The organism is Polaromonas sp. JS666, from assembly GCF_000013865.1.
Classification (GTDB): domain Bacteria; phylum Pseudomonadota; class Gammaproteobacteria; order Burkholderiales; family Burkholderiaceae_C; genus Polaromonas.
Map to the genome: position 1 here is coordinate 2144130 of NC_007948.1, position 21948 is coordinate 2166077.

The window sequence follows — 21948 nt, forward strand, 5'->3', positions numbered from 1 at the left end:
AATGCAGGTTTTCGCCTACACCTCCAACCCGGCCCGTGTGGTTTTCGGCGCGGGCAGCCTTCAATACCTGGGGCGGGAGATCGACGCCCTGGGCGCCCGCAAGGTGCTGGTGCTGTGCACCCCCGGGCAACGCCCGCTGGCTGAACGTGTGGCAGCCCTGTTGGCTGAGCGTTGCGCCGGCGTGTTTGACGGCGCCGCGATGCACGTACCGATTGAGACCGCCAGGCAGGCGCGAGAGGTAGCGAGCCGGCTCGGCGCCGATTGCGCGGTCGCCGTGGGGGGCGGCTCCACCATCGGCCTGGGCAAGGCCATTGCGCTGGATTCAGGTCTGCCGATCCTGGCCATTCCCACCACCTACGCCGGCTCGGAGATGACGCCGATCTATGGCATCACCGAGGCCGGACTCAAGAAGACCGGCAAGGACGCCCGCGTGCTGCCGCGCACCGTGCTCTACGACCCCGAACTCACGACCAGCCTGCCCGTGGCGGTCAGCGTGACCAGTGGCCTCAATGCCATCGCGCACGCGGCCGAGGGGCTGTATGCCGTGGATGCGAATCCGATCATGAGTCTGATGGCCGAGGAGGGCATTGCCGCCATCGGGCGATCACTTCCTGCTATCAAAAGGAAACCGGACGATCTGCAAGCGCGCAGCGACGCGCTATACGGCGCCTGGCTGTGCGGCACGGTGCTCGGCCACGTCGGCATGGCGCTGCATCACAAGCTGTGCCACACGCTGGGCGGCAGCTTCAACCTGCCCCATGCCGAGACACACACCATCGTGCTGCCGCACGCGCTTGCCTACAACGCCAAGGCGGCGCCGGTGGCCATGCAGCGGATTGCCCGGGCCCTGAAGGCAGATTCGGCGCCGCATGCGGTGTTTGATCTGGCCAGAGACAATGGCGCGCCGGTGGCCCTGAAGGACATCGGCATGCAGCTGGCAGACCTGGATCGGGCCTGCGACATTGCCTTGCAAAACCAGTATCCGAACCCCCGCCCGCTGGAGCGCGCAGCGCTGCGGCAACTGCTGCAGGATGCGTTCGATGGTGCGCGACCGGCCTGATTCACCGAAATTGCTATCCTCAACGATCAACGAAACCCCATGCGTAACCTCCACCAAGACAACATCACCCAGGCCGTCATCGCACGCCTGGCGAATACGCCCGACCCCCGCCTCAAGGAAATCATGACGGCGCTGGTGCAGCACCTGCACGCCTTCGCCCGTGAGGTCAAGCTGACCGAGGCCGAGTGGTTGAAGGGCATCGAATTCCTCACCGCCACCGGCCACAAATGCAACGAAACGCGCCAGGAGTTCATCCTGCTGAGCGACGTGCTGGGCTTGTCGATGCTCACGGTTGCGATGAACAACGACAAGCCCCAGGGCTGCACCGAGGCCACGGTGTTCGGCCCGTTCTACGTCGAAGGCGCGCCGCACTACGAGAACGGCGACGACCTAGCCAACGGCGCCAGCGGCGAACCCTGCCAGGTGCGCGGCATTGTGCGTGGCCTGAACGGTGAACCCGTGGCCAACGCGGCCATCGAGGTCTGGCAGGCCGACGACGAGGGGCATTACGACGTGCAGAAACCTGAACTCAACCATGCGCAGGCACGCGGCGTGCTGAGATCACGTGCCGATGGCAGCTTTGACTTCAGGACCATCGTGGCCGAAGCCTATCCGATCCCGACGGATGGCCCGGTGGGCGACATGCTCAAGGCTACGAAGCGCCACCCATGGCGGCCCGCGCATTTGCATTTCATGATTACGGCCGAAGGCTACGAAACATTGATCACCCATGTCTTCCGTGACGGCGACCCATACCTCGATTCCGATGCTGTGTTCGGCGTGCGCCAGTCGCTGGTGGCAGATTGGGTGAGGCAACCCGATGGCGACTATCTGCTGGAATATGATTTTGTGCTGAACCCGGTGCGCTCGGGCCGTTAATGAGTTAGTGGGCCTGCCGGTGCGGATGCTCCAGAAAAAACCGCACCATCTCGGCGCTGGCATCTGGCCCCCGGGCGTCGGTGTACGAGCCGTTGGCGCTGCCGCCTGACCAGGCGTGCGATGTGCCGTGCACCAGCCAGTGCTCGGCCACCACCGTGCCATCGCTCGCGCGGTGCACGCGGCGCGTGGTCGCGCGGCCGTCAGCTCCTTTCAGGTGTTCGACTTCGACAGCGGCCGCCGTGCCAACGCTGGCCGTGATGACCTGCTCGCCGTTGCCCGGATGCACCGTGGTGTCGGCGTCGCCGTGAAAGACGATGGTCGCCACGCCGCTGGCGGTCGCACGGGTGGTGGTGCCACCGCCCCTCATCGCGCCCAGCGCCGACGGCAGGTCTGTCGCGATGCCGGCCGCCAGCCCCGAGTGCACGCCCACCGCGGCATACAGGTCAGGATAGGCGTCGCCCAAAATGGCGGCCATGGCGCCACCCGCGGACAGGCCGGCCACATAAACGCGCCTCGGGTCAATCGCATGGCGCGCCATCACCTCGCGCGTCATGCCCGCCAGCAGCGCCGGCTCGCCGCGTCCGCGGGCCTGGTGGGTGTGTTTGAACCAGTTCCAGCAACGCTGCGGATTCATCTGCTGCGACTGTGCCGGGTACAGCACAAAAAAGCCCTGCGCCAGCGCCGCATCGTTCATGGCGGTGCCCGCCGCAAAATCGTCCGGGTTCTGCGTGCAGCCGTGCAGCATCACAACCAGCGGCAGCGGGCGCTCGCCGGCGCCCGGCGGAATATAAAGTTTGAAGTCGCGGTGACCCGAAGCGTCGCCATGGCTGCCGGCAATGAAGCGGCCGGCGTCGGGAGCGTTGCCGGCCGGTGCGGAGGGGGACTCGTCGTCAAATGTCCGCGCAACGTCAGGCACCTCGCGCGCCGCAACATCAATCACGTCGCGCAGGTCTTGTGCGGCGGCGGCTGCGGCAGCCACACCGCCGCCCAGCGCGGCCTGGATCGCGGCGGTGGCGGCTTGCAGGTCACCGGCACGGGTGAGCTGGGCGGCATCCTTCATCAGGCGTTGGAAATCAGGGGTCATCAGCTTCTTTCAGTTCGATTCGTTGATTCGTTGACTCGCTGTATTCGCTGTATTAGCGGATACGCTGCACGAGCGCGGCTTTCACGGCGGGGCTCGCATGCAGGGCGCCCAGCACGGTCAGCGACTCAATGGTGGCGAGCGCCAGCGCGGGCGTAACTTCGGGTGCGATCGTGGCCAGCCCCAGCACGCGAATCTGCAACTTCTCCCCGGCCGCCTGCACGGCCAGCAGGTCCGCCTCGGTGTAGTGCTGGATGCCCAGCACCAGCGTCTTGCGCGACACGACCTGGCGCACTACCTCGCTGTGCGTGGTGAGCTGGTTTCGGATCGCCGTGCGGATCAGGTCGGTCCGGTTCGCATAAAGGCCTTCCTGCACCAGCAAGTCAATCTGGCCAAGGTCGACACAGCCCAAGTTGATCGTGATCTTTTCGTCGACCGGCTTGGGCGTTGCAATCTGGGAGGTTCTGCTGGGTTTTGGCATTTGACCATCTTAGCACCATCCAAGTGGATGTTATTTGGATGGTAAATCGAGGCGTCCGGGTTGCGCGGGCAATCCTCGGTTAAGTCAAAGCCTTCTGCTTGGGTACTAACGCGCTATTTCACTGGATCGATGACCCGGCGATGATCATTGGTTATGTTGACTATAAAAATGATAGCTGCTTACGCCAATTTTGTACGGGCTATAGTCTGATTTGCCCCTTAATGACAGTCAAAAAAAAACAGGCGCCACCCATCTCGGTATACAGAATTCTCCAAGTGACGGGTTTCCACTGCCGGTCAGCGCGTTGTCGTGAAGGTTTGCCAAGCGTGTGTTTAAAAATGCGTGGCGTTTGTGTCAGGGGCGCGGCTTTATGCGACCAATCCGGATGTGGTGACCTTCAGGCTCTGCTTTGCTGCGGCGAAGATGGGAACGGCTGAGGCGAGGGCGGGGCGCTTGGAAGGTAATTTAGGCAGTGGCCTTGGTATTGTTGAATGGGTCTTGAGAGTCACGGTTCGAGCCCAAAGCGGGAGGTTTCATTGGCAATCGGCTATGCGCTCAGGCGCATGGTGCTGAGTACCCGCTGGAGACTGACTGCGGCTGTAGCGGTTTCAGCACTGGTCGCTCCAAAGCAGCCACCCAACTCAGCAACTTGAACGTCGGCTATATGCCGATGGTTTCAACGATTGCGGCAGTTGCACCCGGCCAATTGCGGACGTCCCGCAATAGGTAAGCGGTCATGTTGTTAGATTAGATAGCTGTATTTCCACTGAAAGGAACCTTGGCAAGCGTAGTCTGTTCCACGGGCACCCTTGAGTAGGCGCGCAGGTCCGATGCCTGCCAGAGTATCTACTGCGTCTTGAATGCTTCGGTGAACGCCTCGGCCAGTGCGATGATGTTGCGGCTTCCGTCATCGGTTTTGCGCCAAACGCATGCGATGCGTCTAGAGGGCGCCTTGTGGCCCAGCGCCACCTCGCGCACGGAATAAGCCGCCAGCAACGGCCGTCGGGGTTGTGGCACCACCGTGATGCCCATGCCGAGCGAGACCATGGCCACGATGGCATCCATGGACCGAAGCTCGGTGGTGCAGCGCGCCTCCGGCGCCAACGCACGGACGAAGCGCGCGGCCTGCCGGCCGGCGGGCAGGCTCAGGTCGTAGCCTATCCACTCGTGGGCCTCGAAGAGCTTGCGCGGCGTGGCGACGGCCGACTCGCGCGGGGCCAGCAGCACGAAGGGCTGACGATGCAGATCCCGCCAGACCAGCCGGCTGGAGCCGCCCGCCTCGGGCCTGACCAGCAGCGCGGCATCGATGCGCCCTGCCTTGAGTTCGGCGAGCAGTTCGTCCGTGTCATTGAGGGGCGCCACGCGAATCTCCAATGCCGGGTGCAGGCCGCGCAGCCGGTGCAAGGCGCGCGGCATCACGTCGCTCTGCATGCTGGTGATGACGCCGATGCGCAGCTTGCCCGCCACGGCGATGGTGGGACGCGCACGCAGTGCATCGATCCGTCCGAGAAATTCGCCCACCGCGCCCCCCAGTTCCTTCGCCAGAGGCGTCGGGACGACGATGCGGGTCGACCGGTCGAACAGCGGTTGTCCGAAGAACAGCTCCATCTGCTTGACCTGCAGGCTCACCGCGCTGGGGCTGCAGCCCACGGCATCGGCCGCGGCGCTGAAGTTGCCGTGCTCCATGATGGCGCGCAGCGTGTTGAACATCGCCAGATTCATGAGGATTCCTCAAAGCCGGAGTTGAAATATCTCGCTTAACTGATGCAAGCATAGTGCTTAAAGTCCATGCAAGTGCACTGCAGCGCGATGCGGCGCACGGAAGTCCTTCACCGCCTACCTTCGCCCACCACCTCACTAGGAAAAGAGCATGTCCGGTCTCCATCTTTCAAACGCAGTCCCTCGCGGTGTTGCGTCCACCTCTCGGTGGATGCGCCTGGCACTCACGGTGCTTGCCCTTGGCGCCCTGGCCAGCACGGCGTCGCCGCTTGTGGCCCAGGCCCAGACCTTTCCCACGCGCCCCATCCATCTGGTCGCTCCCAGCCCGCCCGGTGGCGGCACCGATGCGGTCTCGCGCCTGGTGGCGCAAAAACTGGGTGACACCGCCAAATGGACGGTGGTCGTCGACACCATGCCCGGCGCGGGCAACAACATCGGCCTGAGGTTTGGCGCCAAGGCGCCGCCCGATGGCTACACGCTGGTCATGGGCGAGACCAGCAACCTGGCCGTCAACCAGTTCCTCTACAAGAACCTGGGGTTCGATCCGTCCAAGGACCTGGCGCCCGTGGCGCTCATCGGCAGCGGCCCGCTGGTACTGGTAGTGCGCACCGACAGCCCCTACGGCGACTTCGGCGCCGTGGTCGCCGTCGCCAAGAAAAAGCAGCTCAGTTATGCCTCGTCGGGCAACGGCACCGTGGGCCATCTCGTGGCCGAGAGCGTGCGTGCAGCCTCGGGCGGCGACATGCTACACGTGCCCTACAAGGGCGCCGGCCCTGCCATGACCGACCTGCTCGGCGGCCAGGTGGACCTGTACTACGCCTCGCTTACGGCGGCGCTGCCGATGATCAAGGGCGGCAAGCTGCGGCCGCTCGCCGTCACGTCCGGCAAGCGCCTGGATGTGCTGCCCGGCGTGCCCACCCTGATCGAAAGCGGTTTCCCGGGCTTTGCCTACAGTGTGTTCTACGGCGTGGTCGCACCGGTCGGTACGCCGCCGGCCGTCGTCGAATTGCTCAACAGGCAGATCAACAAGTCGCTCGATTCCGAGGAGACGCGGAACAACCTCGTCGAGCGGGGCATCTTCCCGCAGCCCGGCACGCAGGGCGACTTCGCAAAGTTCCTCGATGGCGAGCGCAAGAAGTGGGGCCCCATCGTCAAGGCCTCCGGCGCGAGTGCGGACTGATGCGCTCAGCCGTCCCCAATACCATCAACACGCCGCTCACTCTCTGCAAGGTATACCCATGAACAGCCATCCTGGCGACAACCACCCAGGCGGTCCTGCCCAGCCGCTGATGGACCTGCGCAGCGACACCGTGACCCGTCCGACCGAGGCCATGTATGCCGCCATGGCCACAGCCGAGCTGGGAGACGACGGCCTCGACGGTGACCCGACCGCACGCCTGCTGGAAGCCGAAACCGCCCAGTTGCTGGGCAAGGCCGCGGGCCTCTACGTACCCAGCGCCACCATGGCCAACCTGCTGGCGGTGCTCATCCAGGCCGGGCGGCAGGAAACCGTGTTGATGGAGGCCACCAGCCACCTCTACCGCGCCGAACGTGGCGCGGCGACCCTCACCGGCAGCTTCTTCGAAGGCATCACGGGCCAGGCTGGCGCGATGCACATGGACCTGCTGGCGACCGCCATCGCGCCGGGCCGCGGCAAGCTGCGGCCGGCGCTGGTCTGCATGGAAACCTCGCACAACGATGCCGGTGGCGCGGCGCTGCCCTTGACCCACATGCAGGCGGTCCAGCAACTGGCGCAGCGGCACGGAGCCGCTGTTCACCTCGACGGCGCGCGGCTCTTCAACGCCTCGGTGGCGCTGGGCCTGGCGCCCAAGGTTCTGGCCGATACGGCCTGTACGGTGTCGGTGTGCCTGTCCAAAGGCCTGAGCGCGCCCATGGGGGCGGTCCTCGTGGGACCGGCGCCGGTCATTCAGCAGGCGCGCGGCCTGCGCAAGATGCTGGGCGGCAGCCAGCGGCAGGTGGGCATCGCCGCCGCTGCGGGCCGTGTCGCCATTCACGCCATGGTCGCGCGCTTGGCCGACGACCACGAACGCGCTCGTCAACTGAGCCAGGGCCTGCACGGCGCGAAGGATTCGTCTGGCCTGCGCGTGAACTGGCCGCAGACCAACATCGTGCAGGTCGACGTGTCCGCGACCGGCCTCGACGCCGAAGGGTGGACGTCGCGCCTTCGGGAGCACGGCGTGCTGGTGCGGCCCTGGGGTCGTGCGCTGCTGCGCTGCGTGACACACCGCCACGTCGATGACATGCAAATTGCCGCCGTGATCGAAGCCTTCCGCGCCGTGGCCGCGACGCTGCCGAGCACAGGTCACAGCCGTGACATTGGAAGCGACGTTGCCCGGCCGGCCGCAGCCATCTCGTAGCCACCGCATGGCGTGCCAGGTCGGCAAACACCGAGTCCGAGCGCGCCCGATTCAGCCGCCAGCCCGTCAGCCCAACCGCCGCCGTCGAACGTCGACGTCAACAGTGGCCCTCGCCCGCTCCACCGGGCGCGAAAAATCAACGACCCGGAGTCACCCCATGAAACGCAGAGCATTCGTTCAAACCGCCGGCCTCGCCATGGCCTTGCCTTCCCTTGCCATGGCCGCTGATGCACCCGCATCGCCCTCTGCCAGAAGACGGCTGCTCGCCTTCGGCAGTGGCAATTTCGCCGCCTTCCTCAAACACATCGTGCCGATGGCAGGCAAGCCGAACCCCAAGATCTGCTATGTCCCGACGGCGACGGGCGACAGCCTAGTCAACATCACCAACTGGTATGCGGCCAGCGAGAGCCTGCCGATGCAGGCGCATGTCATGAAGTCGTTCATCAGCTCGTACACGACCAAGAAGAATTTCGAAGACAAGCTGATGGAGATGGATGCGGTCTTCATCGGCGGCGGCAACACGCTGAACATGCTGGCCGTCTGGAAGGCGCAGGGCATCGACCAGGCGCTGCGCAAGGCCTATGACAAGGGCGTCCTGATGACGGGCGGCAGTGCGGGCTCGCTGTGCTGGTTCGAAAGCGGTACCAGCGATTCGCGGCCCAGCGAGTTGTCCAAGGTCGATTGCATGGGATGGCTCAAGGGCTCCAACTGCCCGCATTTCGATGCCGAGGCATTTCGCCGCCCGCTCTACCACGACCTCATCAAGAAGGGCGAGCTGCCGCCGGGCTATGCCTGCGACAACTTGGCCGGTGTCTATTTCGAGGACGAGAAGTTCATCAGATCGGTGGCACTCAACGACAAGAGCTTTTCATACCATGTCGATCTCGTTGGCGGCAACATCTCCGAAACCAGGCTGCCCACCGACGTGCTGAAGTAACGCCATGAAAAACACACTCGCCACCTTGACCCTCGTCCTGGCAAGCACCTGCGCCTGGGGTCAGCCCGCGCTGGCCGCCACGCTGAAAAAGCCCTTCATCGACCAACTCATGGCCAACCCGCAAGCCCACCGAGCGCCGGACTTCCCGGCCTTCCTGGCCGTGGCGGCGTTGGCCGACCCGTCGTTGGCCCCGGCCGTGGCCGCTTACCAGAGCCAGCGGGCACTGGCAGGCGACGACCTCACCAACATCGCCCGCCTGCTCGGCGCCTACGGCCGGCTTCGCAACCAGCAACCGGTGATCGATGCCCTCGAGAAAATGGTGGCCCTGCCCACCGTGCGCACCGGCAACGTGCCGCAGCACGAAAGTCCGGCCATCCTCGAGTTTGGCCGGCTGGTCGAAACCATGGCCAGGGACTTCGGTCTCGGCTACCGCAACGTCGACAACCGCATCTTCGAAGTCACCTTGTGAGGAACGGGCAGCGACGAATTCGGCATCCTCACCCATGCCGACGTCGTGCCCGTGGTGCGCGACGAGTGGGTGCTTGCCGATGGCACGCGGCTGGACCCGTTCAAGGTCACACGTGTGGGCGACTACCTGTATGGCCGCGGCACCATCGACGACAAGGGCTCCATCGCTTCCGTGCTTTACGCCATGCGCGACGTCAAGGCCAGCGGCCTGCCACTGGTGCGCACCATCCGGCTCATGATCGAGACCACCGAGGAAAGCGGCGGCGACGGCATGAAGTACTACCAGGGCAAGGTCAAGGTGCCCGACTACAACATTCTGCTCGACAGCAAATACCCAGCCGTGGTCGCGGAAAAGGGCACGGGCCGCCTCGGCGTGCTCTTTCCCGCGCAGCCTGTTGCGCTCGATACCGGGGTCATCACGGTCATCACCGCCATGGCCGCAGCGGCTTCGGCCAGCACCATCTCCCAGACGGCCACGGCCACGCTGCAGGGCGGTGACGTGGCCCAGGCCGCCGAGGTGCTGCGCGCCGCGAGGGCCGGCTTCATCCAGAAGTACGAAAGGCAGGGCGGGTCGTTCAGCATCGACGTCACGCCCGATGCGGCGAACCGGCGCATCGAGGTCAAGCTCACCGGGGTTTCCGCCCACGGATCCCGGCCCGAGGAAGGCGCAACCCGCTGCCCCGCCTAGCCTTGTTCCTTCGGGAGTCCGGCCTGCACCTGGCCGACAACCACTTCGCCCGGGCCGTGCGCTACATGACCGAGCTGTATGGCACGGGCTACCTGGCCGAGGCCATGGGCGTGGGCTACCGCGACGACTTCATGGGCCCGCTGACCATGTCGCCCACCATGGCGGGCGAAAAGAACGGCAAGGCGGAGGTGGTCGTCAACGTGCGCATGCCGCGCGGCAAGACGCCGGACGAACTCACCCAGGCGGTCAAGGCCCGCATCGCGGCCTGGGGGGTGGCCAGCTGCACACCCTTGGAGATCGACTACCAGCAGGGCAACTGGATGGCGCGCGACCCCAAGGGCGCCTGGTTGTCCACCCTGCTCAACATCTTCGGCGAGACCACCGGCCTCGATGCGCAGCCCGTGCCCACGGCCGGCGGCACCACGGCCCAGCTCATGCCCAATGCCATCAACTTCGGGCCCGCCATGCCCGGGAAGAAATACACCGCGCACAACGCCAACGAATTCAAGGAGGTGCCAGACCTCGATGCCGACATGCAGATGTTCATCGAGATGCTGGTTCGAATTGGCAACCTTCCGCAGATGCAGTGAGGCGCCACGGAAACCGACCATTCCCACGGGGAGGCGCGCATCTGTGAAACCCACGTGATCGCAAATGGCCCTCATGGCCCTCATGGGCATCGAGGCACTGCTCCACCTGCCAGGTCTGCTACACCCTGAAGCGGTCGGGCGCCTTTGGTGTCGGCTTTGGGTCTTTGCGGTCACTGATGATTGGGATTCGAATGACGGGGCTGCAGCGGTAGCTGCCGATCGTCGCTGTCGGCTTACCGGCAACCCAAATGATTTCCCGTCAACGGTCGTTTATGACCGGCTCTTGACGACCCGTTGCGGTCCTTCGAGGAACTCCGTCCGATGACCGCTCAGGAGCGGTTGAGGCCAGTGGTGGACAAACCCTCAACTCACCGTTTCGGACATATTGCGGTCAGCCAGGCGCCAGCGAGCCGTCGCTACTTGCGACCGGTGTCAACGATACCGTAGACCGTACCGGCGCATTGCGAGGTTGAGGTTTCCTGAACGCCGACCGCACCTAGTCAGTGACGTGGACTCAACGCCCGTTGACCCCGCTCAAGACTGGTTTGGCGGAAGCTTCTCGGACTCCGCCTCAACCGCTGTTGCTTCGTCGGCCAATCCATCAAGTACGGCGAAGACTCCTGCCAGGCCTTCGCGATACGAAGCTATGTAGTTGGATGTGACTACGTACCGCTCTTCGACGTGCAGGACTCGTTGGCGAATGAGTTCCTGGTGCTGACTCCAGTACCGTCCCATCTCCTTCGGATCAAGACCTCCTGGAAGTTCAGCCTTGGACGCAAAGTAGCCCTGTTCATCTCCGCCCGAAAAGAAAGAGTTACTCAAATGCGACAGGCAGTGGTCGAGGAAATGAAAGACGTTGTCCTCGTGGATGTCGGGGTTGAAGCAGACGCCAAACGCGTACTCGTTCATCAGCCTTGCTATGCCACCACCATCGCCAGCCCCACACTCGTCGTAATGCCCGCAGCCCACGCCAGACCCATTTGGGGGCAGTGGATTGCTCAGCTGGTAGATCACGAAGGACTTGACGACGGAGCGCGCCGAGGAAACGCGCTGAGCAAGCGAAGCAGCACCTTGCTCGGTTTGATCGTCCCTTGAATCCTGCTGGCCAAGTTGATACGAAGCTTCGCCGAGAAACGCTCCAACTGGGGCATCACTGACTTCTGAAAGAAAGTTTCGCCGCGGATCAATGTAGGTTCGCTTGAACAGCGCGAAGACCTCCTGAGACAGTCTTCTCATTCCCATCAATGCGAGATTACTGACCAAACCAGATGTCGCAGCACTTCCATCCTGATGGACGATGAGGGCTGAATGCAGGTTGTACAGCTGTCCCTGACGATCTGCGGAGCATTGAAGCCTGAACAACATGAGATCGTTCCAGCCGAGGACGCCGCGATCGCTGCCGGCAAGGCGTTGAAGTAGGCCTTTGCCTTCGTAGGAACGTTCGCCGAAGATCCGCCAAGCGATCTCTATGACATTCTCCGCCGTATTCGGGAGACGACGCCCCGATGTCCTCCCCCAACCAGCTCGATCCAAGAGTTGCAGCAGGGAGTAGATCGACCTCTGGCGCAATCCTTGATCATCTTGCTTGATCGCTGAGTAGCACGGCAGATAGTCGACGAGCGTATCGATGGCATCTTCGGCGACAGTGCGTGTGAAGTCATGAGACTGATTGACGAGCACCCTCCAGAACTGGTCATGCGCGTGCTCCCTTCGTTCCGATCGAAAGTCAGGCGACGTAAGAACTGAAGCAATGGACGCCCCCTTCCGAACTCGTTCCACGGCCTCCTGGTACAGAACAAATGTCTCCTGCGGCTCGGGCGTGGTGAACCGCACAATGAGCTTGAGGTACCCCTCCAGATTCCTGAAGGAGTCCTGATTGAAGCAAGCACGTGACGCCAGGATCGCCTCATCTACGTCACTTCGATCACCAAGCTTTAGAGTTGTCACGTCGAAGAGCTGTGTCAAAAGGAACCCTTCGGCTCCTTGTTGCTCTGCCACCAGCGTTGAGAATTCAGCCGAGTTTTTGAACTCGTGTTCTCCGTATTTGCGACGCACCGAGAAGGTCCCGCAACGTCCCTCCGTCTCTTCGGCGTAGATGCGCCTGAACAACCCAGGGTAGTTCAGATGCAAGAGTATGAGGTTGATGAGGTCGCGTTTATTGAAGTCCGTCCGACCTAAGTTGCTCCTCTCAAGTTGCATGAGCAGCATGGCGTTGACGAAGCGTTTCACCTTGCGCAGGTCGCCAACCAGGGGTAGGTACTTCGGTGCCAAGTCACCGTCAAGAATGCTCGCCAACTCGTTGAGCACGGCGCCAAGCTTCAGCATCGTGTCGGAAGGAATCGAGCCCAGTTGGTTGTCTGAGCGATGCCAGTCCCTTCGTAAGAAGTCCCGAATGCTGGAGCTGTCGATGAACAAGCTCAGCTTGACTGTCACAAACTTCTCAAGGAACTCCCGCGCCCTCGAACCCTCTTCCTTGCTTCCAGCAAGTATCTCGGTGTCGTAGCAGAGGACGTAGGTAGCCTGAGAGAGCTTGAACGTCCGTCGCGTTGCGAACAGAACGTTGTTGGTAGTCTTCGCGTCCAATCGATCCAGATCGTCGATGACGATGATCACGCGACGGCCGATCCGCCTAAGGACCTCGTCGATATCGTCAAGCAGTTCATCAACGGTCTCCTGCGACGGTTCCAAAGAGAGTTTGAAGCCAAGGAACGACACGTCGGCCTTTCCCTTTATCAGCCGGGAGTACCGCGATGCCGCCGGCCGAAACTCTGGGGTGAAGACCTTTCGTTGAATCGCGGCGGACAAGTCGCGAATCAAGCGGTCCGCAAGGTCAGGCTCTGATGCATACCGAAGGGGTTCGAATCGACAAACAATGGCCCTGTCTTCTGCGCTTGCCCAGTAACGCTCAGCGAGGTTGATGAAGCTTGTCTTGCCGATCCCCCACGGTCCATCGACCCCAAAGACAAGCCCCGGGTGGGCACCGCTTGCGAGAACAGTCTCCGCGAACGACTTGGCTTGCGCTTCGCTCGCAAGCAGATCTTCATTCTCGTCTCCGATTTCCTCATCCGAAATGAAGTACAGCTGTGGATTCGTTCTTTTGGGCCTCGGCCAGTACTGTTGAACCAGTGGCGACAACAGCACAGCGCAGAGTAGAAGGAGGACTGCTGGGGCCCAATGAGAATCCGCATTCTTGAGTGCGGCATGGGCTCTAGCCAACCAGGGCGAGGCCAACTCGTTCGTCCAGATGCCGATGCCGATCGCGACCAGCAGATCGAGGCGGAGACTGCGACCCATTCGCGCAGCAGCGCCGTGCGCGCCCCGCTTAACTGAGTAGATCAGACACAGCAGCAGTCCGACCAGTACCCCACCGGCCTTCGCCCAGAGAGCTACGTCAGACAACGTCTGAGCGAAGTTCGCACCGAGGTAGAAGGTAGCCCGCCAAACCTCCGCACTTACGAAGCCAATGGTGAGCGCCCTGGCGAATACCAGCAACTCGGGCATCTTCATCGCTTGCTTGGTAACCGTCATCGATTTCTCCTCCTTGGTGCAGCGAGATCTCCTCGCGCACTCGCCGACGTTAACACGCTACAAACGTGCAGCTGGCCTGCTCGACCGTCACTGGCGGGCATCGACTAAAAGCTAACACTCAGACCCTTAGTCCAAACGACAGAGCCCAATCTGAAGCAGCCGTTCGGTCGAAAGACACGAGTGGCTGCTCCTGGCCGAGAGTGTGAGGTCGCTACCGCGCCCGTAAGCTGCCCTACGCGGCGAGAGCCTGATCTTCCAAAGGCTGCTTTCGGCGAACATGAGGAACCACGGCTGACGGCCAATAACCGTCCTTCGCGGACGTGCCCGGAAGCCGACGTTGGCCAGAACATTGGCGACAGATCAAACTCGGTATCGCATTAGTCTACCGAGACAGCGGGCTGAATTGATGCCGACCGCTCGCGCCAGCGCGAGCGTGCCGGCGAACTGCCGTCCTGACCTCCAAGCTGTCCAAGGAGCCGCGCCCGGCCCCTCTCTGCCAGACGCTGCTTTCGGGCGCTGCTTGCATTCGGTGGTGGCCGGGCGCACAATCGTCGCGCCAGGCGGTTCGCGGGGCCTTCCCACGAGCCGTTCTGCGCCGACACAAGGAGCCCACCATGCGCATCACGCCCGTCGCGGCTGCAGCCGCACTCACCTTGGTTCTCGCCGGTCCGTCGCTCGGCCACGAAGTGGAAGAGGGCAAAGGCCAGCTCGGCAAGGTCGCTTTTGCCAACAGTTGCGACGCCAAGGTGCAGAAGGAGTTGCAACGCGCCGTCGCGATGCTGCATTCGTTCTGGTTCTCGGCCGGCGAGAAGGCATTCCGCCACGTGCTGGAGGACGATCCCGCCTGCGGCGTCGCCACCTTCGGCATCGCGGCGATCTTGATGAACAACCCGCTCGCCGGGCAAGGCGCATCGCCGAAGGCCGCCGAGACTGCCGCGGCGGCGATCGAACAAGGCCGGCGCGTGGGCGCCAAGACGCAGCGCGAACGCGACTACATCGAGGCCGTCGCCAGCTATTACGCCGACTTTGCCAACAAGCCTGAACGAGCGCGACAGGCTGCGCGCGCTCAGGCCTTCGAGGCATTGGCAGCGAAATACCCCGACGATGACGAGGCGCAGATCTTCGCGGCTCTCTACATCGCCGGCACCCAGTCGCAGGCCGACCAGACCTACGCAGCCTACTTGAAGGCAGCCACAGTGCTGGAGAAGCAGTTAGTCAAATATCCAGACCATCCGGGCGTCGCGCATTACCTGATCCACAGCTACGACGCGCCGCCGATCGCCGCCAAGGGCCTGCCTGCCGCACGCCGCTATGCGGGCATCGCGCCCGACGCCCCGCATGCCTTACACATGCCCTCGCACATCTTCACTCGCGTGGGAGCCTGGACGGACTCGGTGAGCACGAACCGCCGATCGGCTGACGTGGCAAAGAAGGATCCCGCCGACGCCGCGAACGCCTACCATGCCGCGGACTACATGGTCTATGCCCAGCTTCAGCTCGGCCGCGACCAGGAAGCACGGCGCGTGATGGAAGAATTCAAGAGCGCCGACGGCGCCAAGGTGGCGCAGTTCGCGGGCCCTTATGCCGCGGCGGCCATGCCTGCGCGGCTGGCGCTCGAACGGGGCGACTGGGCCGCCGCGGCGCAGCTCGTGCCGCAAGGCACGGCCTTCGCTCATTGCGAGGCCATTACGAGTTTCTCGCGCGCGCTCGGCGCCGCACGTATGGGCGACGTGGCCGCGGCCGAGCAGGAGGCGCAGCGCCTGGAGGCACAGCACAAGGCGCTCGTCGAAGCCAAGAACAACTACTGGGCCACCGAGGTCGAGGTCCAGCGCATCGCCGCCGCGGCCTGGATCGCCAAGGCCAAGGGCCAGCACGACGAGGCCCTGCGACTGATGCGCGCCGCAGCCGACATGGAGGATCGCAGCGAGAAACACATCGTCACGCCCGGCCGCGTCGTGCCGGCGCGCGAACTGCTGGGCGAGATGCTGATGGATCTCAAGCAGCCGGCCGCCGCGCTCAAGGAGTTCGAGCAGTCGCAAGTGCGCGAGCCCAACCGCCTGCGCGGCTATGCCGGCGCGGCCGCCGCCGCCGACGCAGCGGGCCGGCGCGACAGGGCGCGCGCGCACTACGCCAGACTGGTCGAACTCACGCGCGACGCCGACACCCCCCTGCCCGAGATCACGCGCGCCAAGACCTACCTGGCGAGCCGATGAATCGCTTTCGGCGAGCGGGCCTCGCGGCAGCAGCCCTGGCGCTGCTGCTGCCGCTGTCGCAAAGGGGCGGCGCGGTGCAGTCGGAAGACTCCGACGACCAGGCGCTGCTGGTCGACGCCGACTACGCAGCCGGCCGCGCGGCGCTCAAGGCCGGTGACCCGGCCACCGCGTTGCGGCGTTACCAGGCCGCGCTCAAACGCTTTCCGGACGCGGCCGATGTGCACAACGAACTCGGCTTCACGCACCGCAAGCTGCGCCAGATGGACAAGGCGTTCGAGCACTACAAGCGCGCGCTGGCCATCAAGCCCGACCACCGCGGCGCCCACGAGTACATCGGCGAGGCGTATCTGATGGTCGAGGACCTGGCCGGCGCCGAGCGGCACCTGGCCGCGTTGCGCTCGCTGTGCCTGGTGCCGTGCGACGAGTTGAAGGATCTGGAGACGGCGATCGCCGAGTTCAAGTCCATCAAGGCGGCGCGGCCGCCTTGAGCTCTCCCGAAGGAATGGCCGCCGGGTCCATCCACATGGCCTCCCAGACGTGGCCGTCGGGATCCGCCAGGTTGCGGTTGTACATGAAGCCCAGATCCTGCGCGGGATTGATGTCGGCCGTGCCGCAGCTCGAGTCCGCGGCCCTGTTCATGGCATTACCGCTGTGCGGCTGTCGCGGGACAGGTCCAGCATCACTTCGCCGCCGTCTTGGGCGGAATGGGGAGGCTGGTGAACGTGCGCCACTTATTGGTACTCGCCGATTCGTCGAGCGCGGGCCTGGCGCCCCGCCCGGTCACCCGTTCATTGTGCGAGTGGCGAATTTGGAGCGCAAGAATTCGCATGCTCTCCATGCTTACATGCCTGGTTGAGCGTCGTTAAACGGCTGGTACGAAATGTTCGGGCTAGCAGCCTTCAACGGCAATGAGATGATCGGTTGCTGCCGGTTGACGCATGGCGAGCAAGGGTGCGTACTCCGGCGAGTGATACCAGTCCTTCAGTACCTGCATACTCGGAAACTCGATCACCACGAGGCGCTGCACCGGAAGACTCCCCTCGAGAAGTTCGTGGTGACCGCCGCGCACCAGAAACCTCCCGCCAAACTTTGCGATCAAAGGCGCCACTTGTCGCTTGTATTCGTCGTAGATCTGAGGGTTGGTGATGTGGGTGTCGGCAATGATGTAAGCGGACATGAATTTCTCCTCGAAGAAAACCATACATCGTGCGGCAAACCGGGCTGCCTGTCCAGCGTGGCTGCCCATGGGTTGAGGCACCGTTGAATGCTGTACCTGGTACCTGGCTCAGGGCTTGTCGACAAGCGCGGCACGTCTTTCTTGCGGCATGCCCTGCGCGCCCTACGTCATGGCTTGATGGATCATTTCGGACGCCCGAAGTCATCGGTCTTGAATGACTGTGTCTTGAACTTGTTCAGGAAGCCAATGAAGTTGCCCTGGCTTGTTTCGACGATGGTTGCACCATCCTGCCATATGGCGTTCTCGGCATCGTGGCCCCCGCCAACCGGATCACCCTGGTTCTGGTGAATGTTGTGGACACCGAGTCCGCTGGTAAAAGGCTCGCCAAAGACATAGAACCTCACGCCCTGCGAGATCACGGCTTCCAGGTCGGTCAACGCCTGAATGCCAGTACCACTCTTCCACGGCGGATTCCACCGCACAAAGTTGAGAAACCAGGCGAGGCAGCTGTCGTAACGGACATTCCAGAACAGGATCGGTGGATGAAGCACCCGTGATCTGATGTAGTCCAGGGCGCCTGAAGTTGGTGTGGATAGAAGTGCATGCCAGCCATCGGGCAGTGCCTTGAGACCTGCAAAATCAATTGGCCGGATCTGGACGACGCGCCATTGAACGCCATCCGGCATGAATTTCGGGTCCACATCGATGGCGCAGTGATAGTCGCCATTTGGTGTGTGAACGGTGACATTCCCATGGTAGTAACGCCCAAAGTTGTCGGGAGGGTCGCGGAAGTAGTTGGACTTCTGCCCGATCACAAGGCCATAGCCGTTGGTAAGTCCCACTGTGCGTTCCCCTCAGGCGATTGAAGAAACCTGACGTGCTTGCTCAGTGGCGCGGAGCCGGCCTTCCGGCGTAGCGCGACCCTGCCCAAGCGCCAATCACGACTTGGCCTTGGCGGCCTTGCAATTCTTGAACAGCACCATCTCGTCTGACTGAAAAGTGAGGACACCTTCACCGGCCACGCGATCCATCTTCAACTCCACACGCCCACCTTCCTCGTGCCATCTGAGCTCGGCGTCAGAAATCCTGCAGGGTTCCCCGTTGCAGGTCCGAGCGTCGGAATCGATCAGAAACGTCTTGTCGTCCATTTGACCCAAGCGCTTGTGCCAGAACTCACACTTGAGCTGCACAGTTTCGGCCTTCAACGCCGGTGTGCCAAATCCAAGCATTGCGACTGCAAGAAAGATGACATGAACTCTCATCGTTCGCACTCCTCTGCAAAGCATGAAACCGAAGGAAGATGGATACTTCGCCGTCACAGTCTCCGGTTTCGGTGATGGGCGTTAACGGACCGACAGTGATACGGGTAATCAAGATTGTCAAGTGCGATCAACCGATGATGGGATTAATACCATTTTCTGTTGATGACAGCGGGGCAATTGCCCTCCAGATCGCCGACCACGCCCAACAGTACGCCCGCGATGCCGCTAAGCCAACCCGCGGCCATCGACGGCTGCATCGCCGGTACTGATTCAGTCGCGTTTGACGCGAGCGACAGACGCAGACTTGCCGGCAGCTGTCCACCCGACGGAGCGTATAGCCGGTACCCGCGCGCGAACGCTCCGCGGACTCCGATTCGATTGCTTCGACGCCCGAGTGATGCGCCGCAAGTCCTCCCCAGATTCCCGTGCCGTCGGCCTCGTGCCGTGGATTCCCCCTCCTGTCGACGCGTCCGTGGTGCGCGCCGACGTTTTCCCATTCCCTCTTGATGGAGCCCTTTATGACAACCGCCACCGAAATCCTGCGCGCGATCGTTCAAGAACGGTCCACGGCTTCATTGAACCCTGCGTGATCAATGTCAGCAATGTGCCGCTGTCTTCTCGGGCAAAACGGTGGTTCAAGGAGCTGACACCAGAGCAGCTCGTCGACCAGCGATTCACGACGCACTCCTATCCATCGTTGGCTGCTGTTGAGCAGGAGGGAAGCCTACTCTCGGCGCCACAGTCTAGCCGGCTCATTCATCCGTCTGCCGTCTTGACCCACGGCAAGCGAATAGTTTCTCGTTTCGAGGCATCGTTGGTGGCCCTCAACTTAATGGGAGTCCATCATGGAAGCCGTTGCCAACACAGTTCATCGCGAGCCATGAAACAAGGGCAAGATCGTCGGCCAGAAGGCTCCGTTCAAACTCAAAGACATCTGGGCACTTCGAGTTCGCCTGCAAATGCAGAGCCGCGTGCGCGAACTCGCTCTCTTCAACCTGGGAATCGACAGCAAGCTGCGCGGTTGCGACCTTGTCAATCTCAAGGTCCGGGACATCTGCCACGGCGATCAGGTGGCAACCCGCGCCGTGGTGATGCAGCACAAGACCCAGCGCCCTGTGCAGTTCGAAATCATGCTGGCGACCCGTGAAGTCGTACAGAAGTGGATCAAGCAAGCGGGGTTGAAGTCCGAGGATTTCCTGTTCCCCAGTCGTATTCACGACTCGCCACATCTGGGAACGCGGCAGTACGCTCGAATCCTCAAGGGTTGGGTCGAGGAACTTGGACTTGATACCGCAGACTATGGTACGCACTCGATGCGACGCACCAAGGTGACGTTGATCTATCGGCGCACAAAGAACCTGCGCGCCGTGCAGCTTCTACTTGGGCATTCCAAGCTGGAGTCGACGGTACGGTATCTCGGTATCGAGGTAGACGACGCTTTGGAGATCTCCGAACAGACTGAAATCTGATCGAAGAGTAGTACAGGCCGCCCGATAGTCGACGCTGAAAAGCCAATCGGGCGGCCCAATCCGTTTCGCCTTCGCCTGAACCCGGCGACAACGCCATCGTCGGCCAAGCCCTCGCGCTCAAAGGCTGCTTTTGGAATGGCCGCGTATTCGCACTGTCGGCCATGAGCCGACCTTCGCGCGAGCAAACGAAAGCAGACCTTCACATGTCCCCGCGGGCGCGAAGCGGCGTAAAATGACCTGCATTCGATCTGCGAGGAGGGCTGACATGGCAACGTTTGTGGCGACCGACCCGGAGGCCTATGAAGGCTATGTTGGCCGAGGCAGTCAGCGTCTTGCTCCTGCATTTGTGCGGTTCGCCGGTGTCTCGGCGAGTGAGCGAGCGCTTGACGTCGGTTGCGGGACCGGGCATTTGACGCGCGCAATAGCGGCGGCGACCGCAGTAGCGACTGGCATCGACCTCTCGGCGCCGTATGTGGAATTCGCGCGGCGCGTCACCGCAGACCCTGCGATCACTTTTCTCGTTGGCGATGCTCTTGATCTTCCATATCAGGAGGGGGTGTTCGAGCGCGCGCTCTCGATGCTCGCCCTGGATGTGTTGCCCGACTCGGTACAGGGTTTGCGCGAGATGCGCAGAGTCACCCAGCCAGGGGGTGTTGTCGCGGTGGTGGTCAACAACTTCCGCAGCGGTTGGACACCGTTCAGTCTGGTTTGGGACGCTGCCGCGGTGCTCGATCCGGAGGGGGCGGCCATGCGCGACGAGATGGTCTCCAAGCCGTTGGGATGGCCGGGCGGCCTGGCGAGATTGTTCGCCACCGTGGGCTTCCACGACATCGTTGAGGAGCAACTCAGCGCGATCTTTGAGTACCAGTCGTTCGAGGACTATTGGTCCACGTTCCTCACGGGACAGGGCAAGACTGGAAGCTATGTGACAAATCTCGGGAACTCAAAACGCGGGGAATTGGAGCGTCACGTTCGAGCGGCGTATCTGTGCGGCATGGCAGATGGTCCGCGTGCCCTGACCACCTCGTTCTGGGCTGTGCGCGGCGAAGTTTCATCCCACTGAGCGGCAGCTTAACGCTGTTCTGACTCTCTGCAATGGGTCGTCAAGAGCCGGTCATGAACGACCGTGGGCTGGAAATTAATTGGGTTGCCGGTAAGCCGACACCGATGATCGGCAGCAAACGCTGCAGTCCCGTCGTTCGAAGCTCATTTCTCAGTGACCGCAAAGGGTGGACTGTTGAGCTACAGATAAATCTCCTTAAAGTAGTCCTTCTCAGCATCGCTGATCAGTTACAACCGGAATGATGGTCAACGATTTCCAGCGCCCGCAACTTGCTGGGAAAATGGTTCATCTGCCCTGAATCAATACCCCCCATGCCACTGCCTGCACCCCAAGCCCGATCCCACCTGCACACACGCGCCGTCGTCTTTCGCGGCTACCACCGCGAGGACGGCCTGTGGGACATTGAGGCCGAGTTGACCGACACCAAGACATATGCGCTGGAGCGCTTCGAGCAGGGCGAGCTGGCGCCGGGCACGCCTCTTCACGGCATGGCGATTCGGGCGACGGTGGACGACACCCTGACGATCCGCGAGATCGCCAGTTCGATGGACCACACGCCTTTTGGCGAATGCCAGCAGGGCAAGGACCCGATGCAGCAGATGGTGGGCGTGACCATGGGGCCGGGCTGGCGCCAGGCCATTGAGCGGGCGCTGGGCGGCATCAAGGGTTGCACGCACCTGCGCGAGTTGCTGTTCAACATGGCGACGGCTGCCTACCAGACCATTCCCGCTTACCGTGACCGCCTGCGCAGGCAAGCCGGCCTGCCCGAGCCTGAAAACGCCGGACCGCCTTACCACCTGGGCAAATGCATCGCCTGGGATTTCGACGGACCGGTGGTGCAGCGGCACTACCCCAAATTTGCGGGTTGGCAGCCGCTGAAGCGGCAGGGCTGAGTAAGAAGGGGGGGCCGCCGGCCCGGGTCTTGTTGAAGTCGCCGTGCCGGCCGCGCCTTGAT

The 21948-nt window shown here is 62.7% G+C and carries 18 protein-coding genes and 1 pseudogene; 11 read left to right on the top strand and 8 right to left on the bottom strand.

The window, feature by feature from the left end; genetic code table 11:
- Position 1 precedes the first annotated feature (1 nt).
- On the top strand, positions 2-1060 hold the full coding sequence (locus BPRO_RS10270) for a maleylacetate reductase (RefSeq protein ID WP_011482992.1): 1059 nt from the start codon (positions 2-4) through the stop codon (positions 1058-1060).
- Between the two features lie 39 nt (positions 1061-1099).
- A complete protein-coding gene (locus tag BPRO_RS10275; RefSeq protein ID WP_011482993.1) occupies positions 1100-1939 on the top strand; it encodes an intradiol ring-cleavage dioxygenase in 840 nt (279 codons plus the stop codon).
- 4 nt (positions 1940-1943) lie between these two features.
- Here the strand turns inward: BPRO_RS10275 and BPRO_RS10280 are convergent, their stop codons facing one another.
- The 3 genes from BPRO_RS10280 to BPRO_RS10290 form a co-directional block, all read right to left on the bottom strand.
- Complete coding sequence (locus BPRO_RS10280; protein WP_011482994.1) at positions 1944-3023, bottom strand: extracellular catalytic domain type 1 short-chain-length polyhydroxyalkanoate depolymerase; 1080 nt, start codon at positions 3021-3023, stop codon at positions 1944-1946.
- A gap of 52 nt (positions 3024-3075) precedes the next feature.
- Positions 3076-3501: a CopG family transcriptional regulator gene (locus BPRO_RS10285; protein ID WP_011482995.1), complete on the bottom strand. Its 426-nt coding sequence runs from the start codon at positions 3499-3501 to the stop codon at positions 3076-3078.
- A gap of 846 nt (positions 3502-4347) precedes the next feature.
- Positions 4348-5223: a LysR family transcriptional regulator gene (locus tag BPRO_RS10290; protein WP_011482996.1), complete on the bottom strand. Its 876-nt coding sequence runs from the start codon at positions 5221-5223 to the stop codon at positions 4348-4350.
- A 148-nt stretch (positions 5224-5371) separates the two neighbouring features.
- On the opposite strand from BPRO_RS10290, the gene BPRO_RS10295 reads away from it, so the two are divergent.
- The 4 genes and pseudogenes from BPRO_RS10295 (at position 5372) to BPRO_RS10310 (ending at position 10281) form a co-directional block, all read left to right on the top strand.
- Entirely contained in the window at positions 5372-6400 is a 1029-nt protein-coding gene (locus BPRO_RS10295; protein ID WP_011482997.1) for a Bug family tripartite tricarboxylate transporter substrate binding protein, read from the top strand.
- A 58-nt stretch (positions 6401-6458) separates the two neighbouring features.
- On the top strand, positions 6459-7598 hold the full coding sequence (locus BPRO_RS10300; RefSeq protein ID WP_011482998.1) for a threonine aldolase family protein: 1140 nt from the start codon (positions 6459-6461) through the stop codon (positions 7596-7598).
- A gap of 157 nt (positions 7599-7755) precedes the next feature.
- A complete protein-coding gene (locus BPRO_RS10305; protein WP_011482999.1) occupies positions 7756-8535 on the top strand; it encodes a peptidase E in 780 nt (259 codons plus the stop codon).
- A gap of 4 nt (positions 8536-8539) precedes the next feature.
- Positions 8540-10281 (top strand): annotated as a pseudogene (locus BPRO_RS10310) (dipeptidase).
- 534 nt (positions 10282-10815) lie between these two features.
- Here BPRO_RS10310 and BPRO_RS10315 read toward each other — a convergent pair.
- A complete protein-coding gene (locus tag BPRO_RS10315) occupies positions 10816-13809 on the bottom strand; it encodes a KAP family NTPase (RefSeq protein WP_011483000.1) in 2994 nt (997 codons plus the stop codon).
- Between the two features lie 614 nt (positions 13810-14423).
- Between BPRO_RS10315 and BPRO_RS10320 the strand changes: the two genes are divergently transcribed.
- Complete coding sequence (locus BPRO_RS10320; RefSeq protein ID WP_011483001.1) at positions 14424-16022, top strand: hypothetical protein; 1599 nt, start codon at positions 14424-14426, stop codon at positions 16020-16022.
- On the top strand, positions 16019-16510 hold the full coding sequence (locus tag BPRO_RS10325; RefSeq protein WP_011483002.1) for a tetratricopeptide repeat protein: 492 nt from the start codon (positions 16019-16021) through the stop codon (positions 16508-16510). Before BPRO_RS10320 ends, BPRO_RS10325 begins: the two co-directional genes overlap by 4 nt.
- Here the strand turns inward: BPRO_RS10325 and BPRO_RS30105 are convergent.
- From BPRO_RS30105 to BPRO_RS10345, 4 genes are all read right to left on the bottom strand, one after another.
- Positions 16488-16661 carry a hypothetical protein gene (locus BPRO_RS30105; protein ID WP_198141001.1) on the bottom strand — a complete coding sequence of 58 codons (174 nt, stop codon included), beginning with the start codon at positions 16659-16661 and terminating at the stop codon, positions 16488-16490. The genes BPRO_RS10325 and BPRO_RS30105 overlap by 23 nt on opposite strands.
- Before the next feature lie 250 nt (positions 16662-16911).
- The gene (locus BPRO_RS10335; RefSeq protein WP_011483003.1) at positions 16912-17199 is read right to left on the bottom strand and encodes a DUF1330 domain-containing protein; all 288 of its coding nucleotides are present in this window, start codon (positions 17197-17199) and stop codon (positions 16912-16914) included.
- Between the two features lie 182 nt (positions 17200-17381).
- The gene (locus BPRO_RS10340; protein WP_011483004.1) at positions 17382-18041 is read right to left on the bottom strand and encodes a YukJ family protein; all 660 of its coding nucleotides are present in this window, start codon (positions 18039-18041) and stop codon (positions 17382-17384) included.
- A 96-nt stretch (positions 18042-18137) separates the two neighbouring features.
- Complete coding sequence (locus BPRO_RS10345; RefSeq protein WP_011483005.1) at positions 18138-18461, bottom strand: hypothetical protein; 324 nt, start codon at positions 18459-18461, stop codon at positions 18138-18140.
- Between the two features lie 896 nt (positions 18462-19357).
- Here BPRO_RS10345 and BPRO_RS10350 point away from each other — a divergent pair.
- The 3 genes from BPRO_RS10350 to BPRO_RS10360 all read left to right on the top strand — a co-directional run bounded on the left by BPRO_RS10350 (position 19358) and on the right by BPRO_RS10360 (position 21886).
- Positions 19358-19930 carry a tyrosine-type recombinase/integrase gene (locus BPRO_RS10350; RefSeq protein WP_232291554.1) on the top strand — a complete coding sequence of 191 codons (573 nt, stop codon included), beginning with the start codon at positions 19358-19360 and terminating at the stop codon, positions 19928-19930.
- A gap of 265 nt (positions 19931-20195) precedes the next feature.
- Entirely contained in the window at positions 20196-20993 is a 798-nt protein-coding gene (locus BPRO_RS10355; RefSeq protein WP_011483006.1) for a class I SAM-dependent methyltransferase, read from the top strand.
- A 311-nt stretch (positions 20994-21304) separates the two neighbouring features.
- Positions 21305-21886 carry a DUF2889 domain-containing protein gene (locus BPRO_RS10360; protein ID WP_011483007.1) on the top strand — a complete coding sequence of 194 codons (582 nt, stop codon included), beginning with the start codon at positions 21305-21307 and terminating at the stop codon, positions 21884-21886.
- The last annotated feature ends 62 nt before the right edge of the window (positions 21887-21948 follow it).

Bases quoted from the DNA above. Each gene is read 5' to 3' on its own strand.
- BPRO_RS10270 (WP_011482992.1), top strand. From the start codon at position 2: ATGCAGGTTTTCGCCTACACCTCCAACCCGGCCCGTGTGGTTTTCGGC.
- BPRO_RS10275 (WP_011482993.1), top strand. From the start codon at position 1,100: ATGCGTAACCTCCACCAAGACAACATCACCCAGGCCGTCATCGCACGC.
- BPRO_RS10280 (WP_011482994.1), bottom strand. From the start codon at position 3,023: ATGACCCCTGATTTCCAACGCCTGATGAAGGATGCCGCCCAGCTCACC.
- BPRO_RS10285 (WP_011482995.1), bottom strand. From the start codon at position 3,501: ATGCCAAAACCCAGCAGAACCTCCCAGATTGCAACGCCCAAGCCGGTC.
- BPRO_RS10290 (WP_011482996.1), bottom strand. From the start codon at position 5,223: ATGAATCTGGCGATGTTCAACACGCTGCGCGCCATCATGGAGCACGGC.
- BPRO_RS10295 (WP_011482997.1), top strand. From the start codon at position 5,372: ATGTCCGGTCTCCATCTTTCAAACGCAGTCCCTCGCGGTGTTGCGTCC.
- BPRO_RS10300 (WP_011482998.1), top strand. From the start codon at position 6,459: ATGAACAGCCATCCTGGCGACAACCACCCAGGCGGTCCTGCCCAGCCG.
- BPRO_RS10305 (WP_011482999.1), top strand. From the start codon at position 7,756: ATGAAACGCAGAGCATTCGTTCAAACCGCCGGCCTCGCCATGGCCTTG.
- BPRO_RS10315 (WP_011483000.1), bottom strand. From the start codon at position 13,809: ATGACGGTTACCAAGCAAGCGATGAAGATGCCCGAGTTGCTGGTATTC.
- BPRO_RS10320 (WP_011483001.1), top strand. From the start codon at position 14,424: ATGCGCATCACGCCCGTCGCGGCTGCAGCCGCACTCACCTTGGTTCTC.
- BPRO_RS10325 (WP_011483002.1), top strand. From the start codon at position 16,019: ATGAATCGCTTTCGGCGAGCGGGCCTCGCGGCAGCAGCCCTGGCGCTG.
- BPRO_RS30105 (WP_198141001.1), bottom strand. From the start codon at position 16,661: ATGAACAGGGCCGCGGACTCGAGCTGCGGCACGGCCGACATCAATCCC.
- BPRO_RS10335 (WP_011483003.1), bottom strand. From the start codon at position 17,199: ATGTCCGCTTACATCATTGCCGACACCCACATCACCAACCCTCAGATC.
- BPRO_RS10345 (WP_011483005.1), bottom strand. From the start codon at position 18,461: ATGAGAGTTCATGTCATCTTTCTTGCAGTCGCAATGCTTGGATTTGGC.
- BPRO_RS10355 (WP_011483006.1), top strand. From the start codon at position 20,196: ATGGCAACGTTTGTGGCGACCGACCCGGAGGCCTATGAAGGCTATGTT.
- BPRO_RS10360 (WP_011483007.1), top strand. From the start codon at position 21,305: ATGCCACTGCCTGCACCCCAAGCCCGATCCCACCTGCACACACGCGCC.